The following is a 13,522-nucleotide window of genomic DNA, read 5'->3' on the forward strand; positions in this document are numbered from 1 at the left end:
GCTACCCTTTATCTTCTTAACCAACCGGCTGGATTGGTTGGTCTGTTACCATTCCAAATTTCGAAGTGCAGCTGAGCAATTCCATCATCTTCACTGGTCTTTACTGAACCTACAGACTGACCAGCCGATACACTCTGGCCAGCTGATACATTTACTGATTGCAAATTAGAGTATACTGAGAAGTAGTTTCCGTGTTTAATCAGCAGAATGTGCCCACTAATGTCTGATAGTACCCTTCTTACCTCGCCTGAAAATACTGCCCTGACATTAGCACCAGCAGAAGAGCGGATATCAATGCCATTATTTTGAACAACTACTGATCCGTATTTATTGATACCAAATTTAGAAACGATAGAGCCATCTACCGGCCAGGGAAGCCTTCCGTGATTACTACTAAAATCGGCAGAGAGTTTAACGTTTTCTGCACTTGGGGCCGGACTAGCTCTGACAGCAACATCTTCCGCTGCCTTAGTTTTTGCTGCAGTTGAAGTTTTGCTAGTCGAAGCTGGCTTTCCTGCCGCTATACGCGCCTTTTCTGCCAGTCTTTCTTTTTCCGCCCGGGCTCTTTCTGCTGCTGCCCGTCTTGCCGCTTCAGCCATCATTCGTTTTCGTTCTGCCGCAATTTCACGATTTATGGCACTCGATATTGCACGGGTTAAGCGGGATAGTTCCTTTTTGCGAGCGTCTACCAGTTGTTTAACCTGTTTTTCCTCTTTCTGGAATTTTTCTAACTGTTGCGCTTCACTTTCTTTCTCCTTGCTTAAGGTGGTTTTCTCCACTTCTTCGCTTTGAAGTAAATTACTTTTAGAACGCTTATTCTGATCCAGCTCGTTAATTTTAATACCCAGAACCTTCTGCGTTCCCGTAATTTTAACTGCTTGCTTTTTATGATGCTCGCTAAACTCCTGTAAGTATTTCAAACGCATGTAGGCCTGATTAAAACTTTCGGACGCAAAAATGAACATCAGCTTGTTGTACGCGTTTTGATTTTTTTGTGCAAAGCGGATCATGGCTGCATATTCCTTTTTCAGCTGCCTAAGCTGATCACGTAGAGAAAGAACAGTACTGGTCTTTTCTTTGATCTCACTATCCAGAACCCTTATCTCGTTATTAATTGTGTTTATTTTCTCTTCCCTTAAGCGGATTTGTGCGTTCAGTCCTTCGATCTGTCGAAGCGATAACTTTTTATTGCCGGCAATCTTATTCTGCTGTTTTTTTAAAGATTCTATTTCCCTGGTGAGGGCTGCTTTTCTTTTTTTTAGTTCTGCGCTGCTTTGAGCAAAGCCTGTTGCTGAAAAGCCCAGGAATAATATTATGAGTAGTATATGTTGTAGACGCATTAATGTCTTTTACAAGAAGTAAAGGGATAATGTTATGATAACGGCGGCAAAGGTAAGGCATTTAGATTACCCCGGGGAAGAATATTAAAAAAAGGAATCTTGTAAGTGAAATAAGGCTTGTGTGCAGATCAGTACCCAGGATGTTATTTGAAAAGATCTTGTTTAAATTTGTACCTAAGCCATCTTCAATGCAACGTGAGCCCATAATAAGTCCGTACTGAGTCCATGCTTTTGACTTGGTTTATAGACTCACTATAGACTCATTACGGACTCACTATGGACTTACCACGGACGGTCTGCAGGTATGGTACAGGTAATTGCTATCGTTCTGCCTAGTGGGTGGGGTGTTTGTGTCAAATTATTTCCCGACATTTGCGGCCGATGATTTCAGCTAATTCAGATACTATCATAGCATTGGCCACTCCAACCGGATCTGGCGCTATTGCCGTTATTCGATTGTCGGGACCAGAAGCAATCTCCATAACTAACAAAGTTTTTAAGGGGAAAGATTTAAGTAAGCAAGCAACTCATACCATCCATTTTGGCACAATCAGAGATGGAGAAACAATCCTTGATGAAGTGCTTGTTTCACTCTTTGTTGGGCCACAATCCTATACCAAGGAGAATGTCGTAGAAATTTCAACACATGGCTCGAAGTACATCATTGAAAGCATTATAAAACTGATGGTCCGTAATGGGGCGAGAGCTGCAAAACCAGGAGAATTTACCTTAAGAGCTTTTTTAAATGGAGGGCTTGATCTTTCTCAGGCAGAGGCCGTTGCAGATCTGATAGCTTCGAATTCTGCCGCCTCGCATCAGGTTGCACTACAACAAATGAGGGGTGGGTTTTCGAATGAGCTGAAGCATCTCCGGGAGCAGCTGATTAACTTTGCATCCCTTATCGAATTGGAGCTGGATTTTTCTGAAGAAGACGTAGAATTTGCTAATCGCGATCAGCTGAAACAACTGATCCTCACCATTACTAATGTGATCAATAAACTCATCCGTTCTTTCGAACAAGGCAACGTGATGAAGAACGGTGTCCCTGCTGTTATAGCCGGAAAACCGAATGTGGGCAAGTCCACTTTGCTTAATGCATTACTTAACGAGGAACGTGCTATCGTATCAGATATCGCCGGTACTACCCGCGACACCATAGAAGACGAACTGACCATAGGAGGCGTATTATTTCGCTTTATTGATACCGCCGGAATTCGTGAAACAGTAGACGTGATTGAGGCAAAAGGAGTGGAGCGCACCCTCGAAAAAATGAAGCAAGCTAAGCTTATTATTTATCTTGTAGACCCGTTGCAAGTGCTGGAAGATATTAATAAGCAGGTTGATGAATTAAGTCATCTGAATATTCCTTCTGTCATCGTTGTTAATAAAAGCGATTTGCTTAGTCCGCAGCAGCAAACAGAGATGGCCATACTAGATCCGCTCTACATATCTGCAAAGAACAACATTGGTATTGAGGAGCTAAAGACCGAAATTCTACGTAAAGTGAACCTACATAGTATTAATACTGAAGATGTTCTGGTAACTAACGTCCGTCATCTGGAAGCCTTACAACGCACGCAAGAGTCGCTTGAGAAGGTATTATTTGGTATTGATAACCCTGTTACCTCCGATTTTCTGGCAATGGATATTAAGCAAGCATTGCATTACCTGGGTGAGATTACCGGAAGTGTTAGCACGGATGATTTACTTGATAATATTTTTTCGAAGTTTTGTATCGGGAAATAGCGGGTATGAATAGTTTACAATAACAACAAGAGAAAAGCAAAGGAGGCTGTTACCAACTAGGGACAGCCTCTTTTTATTATTAAGTGTTTTCGTGAATTGTTCTATTGTTGCCGATACTTATAAGACATTAGGAAATCCTCGACATATTTATATTTCACCTTTTTGTTCTGAAGTTGCTGAACATGCTCTGGAGAATCCGAGAAGGCGTCGAGAAGTAGAGCACGAAAGTTAGATTTTGTTAATCGATGAGTTGTACTTCCATCCGAATACATTACTTGTGTTTTCATTCCAAAATACACAGGTGAGGTTCTCCAGGACGTTGTTGTTGTAAAAGAAGGAGCACTTCCTCTTGCACTTGGATTAGCTGATACTCCTGTCGTCATAGTCGGGGCTCCACCGGAAGAGTAAGGTTTCAGCTTATGGTAGAACTTTATTTTAGGGGATTCAAGAAGAAAATCTGCAAGGTAGCTTTTGTTTCGGTCAGAATCCTCGGTCAGAACCGTCAAACTGTCCAACTGATTACCTGAATTAATAACAGACTTTAAATCCCGAATATCAAGTTTTACCGCCTTACCGTCCTTCTCCGACTTGAAAAAAATACTTGTGCTGTAGGGCTGCGAACTAATATATCCAGTTACTTTTTTACCTTCAGGTGTGTAATAACAGCCAGGATGATAACTTTTGAATAATTGAGCATTAACTGATAGGGATAGGAAAAGCAATGATGCCGATGCGATAAGTTTCATGAAAATTAATTTAAAAGCCCAAAAGTACGTTATCTAGGTTATATCCTTAAATTTTGGCTGTTCCTTATTTATATTTTGTTGAATCATCATTCTGATTCTGATAACGATTGTTCCTAACAAAGATCTCATAGAATAAATATAGTACCTGTCTAGCAGTCTAAGAACATACTATTGAATATAAAAATGATATATTACCCCTTCCAAAACTTTACAACTTGACCAAATGCATGCAATTGAATTTACTTGCTGGGAAGATGACACACCTATCGACGTTTTTCTTGAACCTGAAGCGCTAAATTATCCTGTTAAACCAGGAAAAACAATTAAATTTATACCTGTAGACCCCACCATCGAATTCTTCTGGACGGTCAGGATAACGCATGAAGATAGAGGGATCCAGTTATTTCCAGAACCGATAGGAGCTTATAAAGGAATTGCTATCTATATGAACAATACGCTTATCGAAACTATATCTTAACGCAATTTGAAGTATTACCTCGGTATTAGCCTTAGTCAAACACTAACACAGTATTAATGAAATTTAATATTCTCATCCTTCCCTTATTACTGCTCTTATCCTACACTTCTGCACAGACCAATAAGACCTTTATAATTGAGGAGCACCACAGAGAAAATGCATTGGAAGAAGGAAAGAAGTTATTGGTGGAAAATAAAATACCAGTTTTTTACGAAGATGAAGACTATCTAGTCTCGGCTAGCTGCAGTGGCGAGTGGGGGGGCTCAATACGGTTCAAAAATAAGAAGACAGGAGTCGAACGATCCGCGGCGTCCACTTGCCCGGTTACTATTAATAAGCTGGACGGAAAGTATTATCTAACCAATACACTGGCTCATATGAGTGGCTTTTCTGAGATTCTTGAAATAGCAGATCCTGAAAAGTTACAGGTATTTAATCTACCTAAGCCGATTAAAAAGAAGGGGAAAATGCTGATGAGATATGTGGGCGACGATGAAAGCAAATCAACAGCCGGCACACGGAGATTGATTGATACAATGGGCGTAATAACCCTTGCATCCTTTCCGTTTCGCGGACAATTGTTTCATGTGGTTTCCGATTTCAAAAAGTTGTACCTGGTAAAAACGGAGAATTATAAATACAACACAATTGAAATAATTTCGAATAGCCCGATTTGGACGTACGACCCTAAAGTTGTCATAACTAAGGAAAACCATCGCATTGTCGTCTTCGATAAATCTCAGTCTGAAGGCTATCTGGATATTTTTGAAAATCGTATTAATGTTGTTTTAAATAAGATAGAATGATACTAGCATCGTCTGGATTCTAAGCGGTAAATATTTATTTCCTCCAACTACGACAATTACCCTGCAAAGGAAACATCAGATAAAGGATATCAGAAACCGGAAGCTAATGAAGACCAACTAAATTCTAATTTTCCCCAATACTAGTACCTCCGTGAACAACACACAGCCTCAGAAGAGCAATTGGATACTAATAAGGTTAATAGCCCCTGGTCAAAACTCCTGGTTTATAAAGTCTTAACTGCAGTGATCTTATCGTTGTTATTTGCTTTTGTTAGAATGCTTATTTATTATTTATGCGGCTTTTTCTATCTTTAATCTGGTACAAGCGCTGAAAGAGAATAAGTTATAGTTCTTCTGCCACCTAGCGTCTTCCATGGATCTTGAGTTCGGCTTTAGATTATTAGGGATTATTGTTGCGGCACTAGGACACATTATCCTATTTCAAATTTCCCCTTCATTTCTTAAATTCGTGACAACACAAACAGCAATGACCTTATTCAATTTAGACAAACTCGAAAACCAATTACGCAAGGATCAGGTAACAGACCGGCAAGCAATGATTTACCTCCTCATCAACAATCTTCTTTACTCACTAACAATCTACTTTGCCACCGGACAGAAAGCAAAAGGATGGATGTTCTGGACAGAAATACTCACAGTAATACTGTCAAACGGACTAGGAGTATACTACTCCTACGTCATCAATAAAAGAGGAGATAATAAAGACTTTTTTAAACGCTTCCAAGCCATTGTATTTGTTCTGGGACTTAGGCTAATGGTCTTTGTATTATTAACCATGTTCGTTGTCGGACTTCTGTTAAATACACCCCTCGATCAACCACTTCCTGAAATGCTATTTTGTATCATCTTTAATAGCTATTTCCTTATCGCATTCACAGCCTCATTCAGGCGCATATCTCAACCAGAAGATAAAGTACTCCTGGCAGAGCTAGCAGATTCCAATGGGAAGGAAGAGGTTAACGAAAATGACTAGCACCAAAGCTATTCCAAATAAGCTGATCCATGTTTTTATTCCCTTATTTCTATTTAGCTGTAATAGCACGGAAATCAAATATTATAAAGTTCATGGAAGAATAGTAACACGGATAGATAATGACGAAGAGGGAAGGAATGCTTACATCTATTCTGGAATGCTTAAACAACCAGGAACAGGAGATAGCTATTTTACCGCTAAATACTACCCGATGAGAGATGGCTTTAAAGCACTGGTCGGATATCGCAAAGACACTCTGGTATTAGTACAAACCATCGCCCAATTCAAAATCATTGGTAATAGTAAATTATTAAAGATTGAATTCCTGGATAATCTTTCATTGGAAAGAATCTCAACGGACACAGGCGAGTACAAAGGGTATATAGAGGTGACAGACTAATAGCCGCGTCGTGACAATTTAGCCTCCATCGATTACAACAACACCTGGTTACTCTTGCCAAGATAGTCATCCAAAATCCCAAAAGCTTCATCAGAAAAACAAGCACGATCAATAAGAATATCACATGAACGCTTATCCAAAACATGAAAAATAAGATAACCCTTCACCAAGCTAAACCCCTTTAAAACCTCCCATTTATAAAAAAAGGACTTCTCATCATCCTGATAACTCAAGCCCTGCTCATTAAACATATACTCCCATTTCAAACCCATCTTCTCAAAACGATCAGAATACTTACTTATCATTCTCGCCGCTTCGAATTTAATTTGGATTAACTGAATTAAGCAATATAGGCCATAAATAAAAGGGAACCAATAAGATAAATAATCTGAACTATCATTCCAGGTCAAGCCAATTAAGATAATTCCGAAAGTGAGAAAAATAGTGGCATTCATACGAAGGTGAGCTGTAGTAAGCTTAATTTTAAAATTTTGCGCCTTCGCAAAATCCTTTCTATCAAAATTTCCATTAATACGAACCATCGCAGTAATTTTAATATCCTTCCAGAATCTATTTAAACTTTTGGACAAGATCTATCCCTAAACATCTCTTTGAGATGCCTAGATACAAGTCCCCTTAGCTCTGGGTATCCAGCCTGGTCTCCATCAATAATTTTAGTAAACGCAATCATTGTAAAATACTCTCTACCACCTTCTTCAACCCCGTATTCGCTTTCCATTGATTTAGCTTCTCTATAAGTGCAGGATGGCTAGCTTTTGACTTATTTATTAACAGTAGTTCTCTGTATAGGTCTAACAATTTTTTTGTATTATTTATAGGCTCATCAGCCATTTCTATAATACAGGAAACTATCAAGGTTTCCAGGGCAAGACTATGTTTTGTGGATAGCTTAAACATTGTGTTTAACATGAGGTCAGTAAGTCGCTTTAGCGGACCGTATTCGTGTTGTTCTAATTTTCCGAGTGTTTCTCCAAGTTTCTCGCTATCTATAGCTCCAGCTGAAATTCCCCTTACCCAAATTTCTGCCGCGTAATTTGCAATAGTTTTATCGCTGTTTAACATGCAGGCAGCAATAAAAAGAGTTCCCATCTCTCCATGATCTGTTGCTCCTTCTAATAACGCTTCCAAAGCTTGACTAACCACGCGTTTTTCAGGCTCTTCCCAACATTTGGAAAAGTTAAGACATTTGGAAACCACCTGGGATAGTATAGGGGACGGATTATCTGGCGTGAGATAAAGCAAGCGTTTAATATCAAAAGCTTCTACAGAAATCCAACCAGATATTTCTAAAGAATCGTAAATCGACCCTTCTGATGTATCATCAGCAAACTTGTTAAGTAGGGTTTTTATCGAAGGTTGTGCTTTAAATTTATCAGGGAAGTTTATACGTAGTTCCCTGTCTGTTACGACCTCTTTTCCGTCAATATACTTTTGCTGTTCTCTGTCATATACCTGCAAATAACGCTTTTCTGCATGTGCATTCCATGTGAAATTCCCTGTGAGGTATTCAGTGCGTAGCGCAGTGAGGTGCGAAAGAATATTTCCATTCTTCTTAATTGATTTTTGAATAGAGGCAACAAGCCAGACCGGCTTTAGCCGTCCGACTGCAGGCTTACAGGAAGTTTCACTATCCAAGTAAACAAGTATGTCCTTATGTTCTCCTGTTAGTTGAGATTCTGCTAGCCGGGTTAACTCTCCGGCATCCGTTATAAGAATACGTGAAACAGCTATCTGGAAATCGGTAATCGACGGTTGAATTCCCTTTGCCTGATATTTTTTTAGTCGTTCAACAAGAGTAGGTACTGAGATTCTGCAAGGATAAAAGTCAGGACAGCAAAGAAGCGGAACTGCAACAGACTGCTTTAGAAAGTTAAGCACATCCAGAAGCAAAGTTTTAAACGGCTGGTAGGTAGCAGACTTATTGTGCTGTTGCTGCCATTGGGATAATAGTCCCAGAGTTTGTTTCCACGATTGTTCTCCTAAATATTTATTAAATAGCTTTTGAAGATCAGTTGAAGCCGAAGGAAAGCGTTCAATAATTGTAGCAGAATATTCAAGAAAAAAAGTTGCAAGAAGATGATCCAGAAAACCTGTTCCAATTCTAAAGCTGTTTCTTAATACCTTAAATGCTTGTTGTAGGGCTGGAGCTAATTTATTTATGTTGTCGCCCTTAATATGCTCCTGTAAAAGTAATAAAGCATTGCACAGATGCTCCAAATGCCAGCTTTCATTGTTATCAAATGCCTGGCTCGCCAGAAACAAAAGCTCCTCAAATGTGTCTACCGATGCTAGTCTTTCAAAGTCATTATTAGTTGTATTTTCATTGGACTCTTCCTGATACTTCAATTCAATTAACAAATCAGATTTTTCTTCCTTCAAGAAGGAAGAGAGAACACTTTTGCTGTCAATAAAAAGGCTATCACCAAAAGCACTAATGGTTTGGCTTAAGGACTTGTATGATCCTCCACCATATTTTTTAATAAACTTTGCAGCCCGGAGTTGAACAGCTTCGTCTGTGTTTACAAGAGCTGAGCTCGCAAGATGACAAAGGTCTCCCTTATCAACAGTTTCCCTTTTTGCCATTTCTTCAATGCACGCCAATGTACCAAGAACTATTGATTTGATGTTAGAGTTGATAGTAATGTTAAGGTAGTCTTTCAAATTATCGAGACAAGAGCCTCTTGCTATCATGCTTTTTAATAGCTTCAAAGTTGTATTAACTTGTTTACTGCTATTTGAATTTAAAGAGCCGAGCAATTCTGATCGCAAGTCATTTAGCTCTTCTAGATCGGGCTTTAGCTCGATAAATAATTGAGAGAACCAGCCGGATAATGCCTGGTTGAAATTCCTATTGGTAGCAAGCAGGGTTTCACGCAAAACATGTTTACGATCCAGATGCTCTTTCTCTGTCAGCTCTTGAAACGTTTTGATCCATCTACCTTCTTTTGATCCATCGCTAAAGCTCATATATCTATCGCTGCCATGAATAAAGTTCTCGTACTGGAAGATCTTCCATATATGATGAGAAAGAGTAACCGGATATTTAAGCAGGTTTTGAGGAGCATATATGTGCTTAAATTTCTCAGAGCTGGATTGAAAAATATAGGATGGCAGGAGTTTGGCGATTAATTCATCAGATTCCTGAACATATTTGCTTTCTATCCATTCGAGATATAGCTCATAATTAAAAGGAATATAGTCTGCCTGTGCATATTTGTTAACGAATGAACTGAACCAGGATGGGCAATACCATGGTAGAATTTTGTCCATGACAGGTTTACTAAGGGTAAACGCCCCATACATGGAGGAAAAGCTTTTTTCATCACAACAAACAAAGGCTGCGATTGACAAAATGAGTAACTGATCTCCCTTCGCCAGAGGGCTCATGCTTATGCCGCCGTCGCTTCGTACTTCCTGTATGTATTGCGAATATTCTTTGTGAAGTTTTTTGAGAAAGGGAATTATTTCCTTTTTTTTGTCACCCAGTTTCTGTAAAAACGGCACGATCTCATCCAACTGATCGTTTTCCACTATCTCTGCTAATTGTTTAGCCAGCATACTACAATTCTGAAATTTTCTTTTTTACTGCCAAAATATGTTTACAACTTCCACGCTCTCCCTGATTGCGGCTGAACCAGGTGCAAGTGCAGCGCTCTTTGCCGTTATTAATTACAACAACATGATCCACACCAGATCCTTTTACCCTTGCTTCTACCTTATCTGTTTCTCTTTGCTGTATTCTGACGTTTCCTTCGGCAAGTAGTTTTTCTGCGTCTTTTAAACGAGGATTCAAATTAAGGATCCGTTCAGTTTTGAAGGGTAGGCGCCGGTAGAAGAAAGAGTTCTCATCAAGGTCAAACCCCAGTAGGCCCATTGCTGAAAGCCTTGTAGTAAGCTGATTTACTAAAGAGATATGTATACCTTCGTTAACTGCAAAAAGCGTAGAATTAAATTGCTGATTCGCGTAGCAAAATTTATGTGTTGCACTTAACCAGGAATCGGGAATGTCTTCCAAAAGAGAATCAAGCGCAGCACCTTCACCGGAAAATCCCCGCCAGGGGTCACGTGAAAGGGTTAAACTAAAACGTAGCGAACCAAAATACAACTGCCAACTTGTTGATTGCATATTTGGGTGCGCAAATACCTTTAATTGATCTATAAATGGAAGTAATGGCTCTAAAAGACGAAGACGGTGAACTCCTCCAATACATATTGCATTTCCCGACTTAACAGGGGAAAATGAAGCCTTTCCTGCTCTTGAGATAAGATAGTAGTCGGACTTTGGCTTTCCTGGAGGAAGTGTTTTGAAAAGCTGGATAGACTGAATTTTATTAAAGCCATGTTGGTATTCTGAATCTGCAAGAAAAGTTTGAACTGATGTGAGTGCTTTTATCCACTTCACTGGGAGAGGTACTTTTCGTTCCCTCGTAATCTTCGCATCGCGGATTAGGTCCAGTTCCTTTGCTCCAACAGAAAGGACTACTTTCTCATTTCTTTCTATAGAGCTTAATGACGAGATCATTGGCTGGTTGAAATCAACATTGGTTGTACCCGGCTCTGGAAATTCTCCATCAAGCCCTGATTCTAGAATATCTACACGTGCATATACGCCCGCGCAGTGAGAGAAACCTTCAAATCGTATTTTCTCATTTCCGGATGTTACTATCGGATCTTTTAAAAGAGCCAGCTGGAAAGGAGAGAGGTTGAAACTTGATTGAACAACGTTTGATAGTGTAATTAGCGCCTGTGCAGTGATATAAGGATCTCTAAGGTTCCCAAAGAAAAAGCAGGGGTTATCTTTCTTCTGAATTTCACTATAATTTGATAAGAAAAGGCCTGCCTCATTATGACTTTTGGTAATAATTGAGGGTGAGTGGTATTGATAAGTTAAGGTTTCTGTCATCAGTCATTTTCTTAAAGCTAACATAACTATAATTGGGGAAATGTGAAAATCAGGAACAAATGGTTATCCACTAAATTTTTACTTCTGAAAAGCGAGCAAATTTGTAACTTTCGTCGCTTTATGAGGCAATTTCAGCAAACAGCCAAATACCTTTTTCCCATAGCCTTAATTTTGCTGGCAACGCTGGCTAAATATAGCTTTACAGGAATCCTCGGAAACAGAACACCTTTTCTTCTCTATAGCGGAGTTGTGATAGGGGCTACATGGTACTCTGGTTGGCGGATTGGTCTGCTGACCAATTTCATTTGTTTGCTACTGGTAGTTTACTTATTTCTGGAACCCATTGGCAGTTTTTACATTCAACCTCGACTTTATGTACACCTTCTGATCTTTACGCTACAGAATGTCCTGGTGGCACTTATGGGATATGCGTTGCAAGAAGCTTTGAGGAAAAGCCGGGCTGCAGAATCTAAAGTGAAGCTGCTTCTTGAAGAAGCATGTGACCTGCTTGTCCTTCGGAATGAAAATGGAAAAGCAATTTACGTAAGTCCAAAAGTAACAGAAATAACAGGCTACACTCCTGAAGAATACATGGAGCTAACTTTTGACCGTCTTGTAGAACCCGAACATCTTGAGATGTTTAAAGAGAAGATAGAATCAGTAATGGCAAAGCCGAATGAGCGGCAGACCGTCAAGTCTTTATTTCGTTGCAAGAACGGGGGCCTTAAATGGCTGGAAGGAGATGTTTATAACTACCTGGAACGCCCCGGAATTAATGCAATCGTTTCTCACATCAAAGATGTAACATCGCGAATTCAGCTTGAAACACAAAAGGATGAGTTCATTGGTATGGCAAGTCATGAACTTAAAACGCCGATCACCAATATCAAGGGTTTTACAACATTGGCAAAATCTGCTATACGGACAAATCCTGAAAAGGCAGAAGCCCTCCTTGGACGATCTGAAGTAAATATTAAACGCCTCGGGCGTTTGGTGAATGACCTACTGGATATTTCCAAGATCAATACCGGGAGACTCAGCTATGAGTTCCAGCTCTTCAATCTTAGCTCCCTTATCCAGGAGGTTGTACAATCCTTTATCCTAACCTATCCCGGTCATACTTTCACTTTAGAAACAGTGCCACTTGCGATTATCAATGGGGACCGCTTCAGGCTTGAACAGGTTATTACAAATCTTATTGATAATGCCATCAAATATTCTCCTGAAAGCCGTTCTATTGTTATCAAGCAAGAGCTCAAAGAGGGCAAGGCAATCGTATCGGTACAAGATTTTGGAATTGGCATATCGGAGGAACACCTCAAGCACATCTTCGACCGTTTCTACAGGGTAGATGCCTCATCGATGCGGTTCCAGGGATTGGGACTCGGGCTCTTTATTGCTTCCGATATTTTAAAAAATCATAAGGGAAACTTTTGGGTGGAAAGCAAACAGGGAGAGGGCTCAACCTTTTTCTTCATTGTACCGCTGCAAGGATATTCAAAAGAACTTGCTGTTACTGATCATGCAACGTTCTATCATAACAGTTCCATCTCTATTCACTATCACAGCAAGGAGAATTATCTTGAAGTTAAATGGATCGGTATTCAGACAAAAGAAACCGTCAATGAATCAGGCTTAAAGATTTTGGAGTTCGTACGAAAAACAAAAGCAACCCGGGTATATAATGACAACTCGGAAGTTATCGGAAATTGGAGTGATACTTCTGATCATGGGGGTAAAGTTTGGTTCCCTGCAATGGCCGAAGTTGGAGTGAGTTTCTTTGCCTGGGTGATGTCTAAAGACAGGTTTAGTAATATGGCGGCGATGAGGTCTTATGATATGAATAAGTCGAATATTTTAATCAAGCTTTTTGACAGGCAGGAAGAGGCTGTAAGCTGGCTTTTAGAACAGGAAGTCGATGTATAGAAAGAATTTTAAAAGCACCTACTTTACCAATGACAGGGTGATAGCTTCAGCAACTGAAGAAGCTCCTGTTTTTTAACTGTGACCCGTGATGGAAATCCTCCTTATTCGGATTCAGGGCATTTTGGGATCAATATTCACAGAGGTAGTTTAAATGGAACTTCA

At 39.8% G+C, this 13,522-nt stretch carries 11 protein-coding genes; 6 read left to right on the top strand and 5 right to left on the bottom strand.

The window, feature by feature from the left end:
• Window positions 1-8: 8 nt before the first annotated feature.
• The gene (locus J4N24_RS16305; RefSeq protein ID WP_207534773.1) at window positions 9-1,340 is read right to left on the bottom strand and encodes a murein hydrolase activator EnvC family protein; all 1,332 of its coding nucleotides are present in this window, start codon (window positions 1,338-1,340) and stop codon (window positions 9-11) included.
• A gap of 381 nt (window positions 1,341-1,721) precedes the next feature.
• Between J4N24_RS16305 and mnmE the strand changes: the two genes are divergently transcribed.
• On the top strand, window positions 1,722-3,086 hold the full coding sequence (gene mnmE / locus J4N24_RS16310) for a tRNA uridine-5-carboxymethylaminomethyl(34) synthesis GTPase MnmE (protein ID WP_207534774.1): 1,365 nt from the start codon (window positions 1,722-1,724) through the stop codon (window positions 3,084-3,086).
• A gap of 101 nt (window positions 3,087-3,187) precedes the next feature.
• Here mnmE and J4N24_RS16315 read toward each other — a convergent pair whose 3' ends face one another.
• The gene (locus tag J4N24_RS16315) at window positions 3,188-3,832 is read right to left on the bottom strand and encodes a hypothetical protein (protein WP_207534775.1); all 645 of its coding nucleotides are present in this window, start codon (window positions 3,830-3,832) and stop codon (window positions 3,188-3,190) included.
• A gap of 223 nt (window positions 3,833-4,055) precedes the next feature.
• On the opposite strand from J4N24_RS16315, the gene J4N24_RS16320 reads away from it, so the two are divergent.
• From J4N24_RS16320 to J4N24_RS16335, 4 genes are all read left to right on the top strand, one after another.
• Complete coding sequence (locus J4N24_RS16320; protein ID WP_207534776.1) at window positions 4,056-4,310, top strand: hypothetical protein; 255 nt, start codon at window positions 4,056-4,058, stop codon at window positions 4,308-4,310.
• Between the two features lie 56 nt (window positions 4,311-4,366).
• Window positions 4,367-5,116: a hypothetical protein gene (locus tag J4N24_RS16325; RefSeq protein WP_207534777.1), complete on the top strand. Its 750-nt coding sequence runs from the start codon at window positions 4,367-4,369 to the stop codon at window positions 5,114-5,116.
• A gap of 487 nt (window positions 5,117-5,603) precedes the next feature.
• Window positions 5,604-6,110, top strand: coding sequence for a hypothetical protein (locus J4N24_RS16330; protein WP_207534778.1), 507 nt, complete (start codon window positions 5,604-5,606; stop codon window positions 6,108-6,110).
• The gene (locus J4N24_RS16335) at window positions 6,103-6,510 is read left to right on the top strand and encodes a hypothetical protein (RefSeq protein WP_207534779.1); all 408 of its coding nucleotides are present in this window, start codon (window positions 6,103-6,105) and stop codon (window positions 6,508-6,510) included. Before J4N24_RS16330 ends, J4N24_RS16335 begins: the two co-directional genes overlap by 8 nt.
• Before the next feature lie 32 nt (window positions 6,511-6,542).
• Here the strand turns inward: J4N24_RS16335 and J4N24_RS16340 are convergent, their stop codons facing one another.
• From J4N24_RS16340 to J4N24_RS16350, 3 genes are all read right to left on the bottom strand, one after another.
• Entirely contained in the window at window positions 6,543-7,052 is a 510-nt protein-coding gene (locus J4N24_RS16340; RefSeq protein ID WP_207534780.1) for a hypothetical protein, read from the bottom strand.
• A gap of 145 nt (window positions 7,053-7,197) precedes the next feature.
• On the bottom strand, window positions 7,198-10,089 hold the full coding sequence (locus tag J4N24_RS16345; RefSeq protein ID WP_207534781.1) for a DUF6493 family protein: 2,892 nt from the start codon (window positions 10,087-10,089) through the stop codon (window positions 7,198-7,200).
• 1 nt (window position 10,090) lies between these two features.
• Window positions 10,091-11,434, bottom strand: a complete 1,344-nt coding sequence (locus J4N24_RS16350; RefSeq protein ID WP_207534782.1) for an SWIM zinc finger family protein — start codon at window positions 11,432-11,434, stop codon at window positions 10,091-10,093.
• A 120-nt stretch (window positions 11,435-11,554) separates the two neighbouring features.
• On the opposite strand from J4N24_RS16350, the gene J4N24_RS16355 reads away from it, so the two are divergent.
• Window positions 11,555-13,360 carry an ATP-binding protein gene (locus J4N24_RS16355; protein ID WP_207534783.1) on the top strand — a complete coding sequence of 602 codons (1,806 nt, stop codon included), beginning with the start codon at window positions 11,555-11,557 and terminating at the stop codon, window positions 13,358-13,360.
• Window positions 13,361-13,522: the final 162 nt, after the last annotated feature.

Source organism: Desertivirga arenae (assembly GCF_017355785.1).
Taxonomy (GTDB): Bacteria; Bacteroidota; Bacteroidia; order Sphingobacteriales; family Sphingobacteriaceae; genus Desertivirga; species Desertivirga arenae.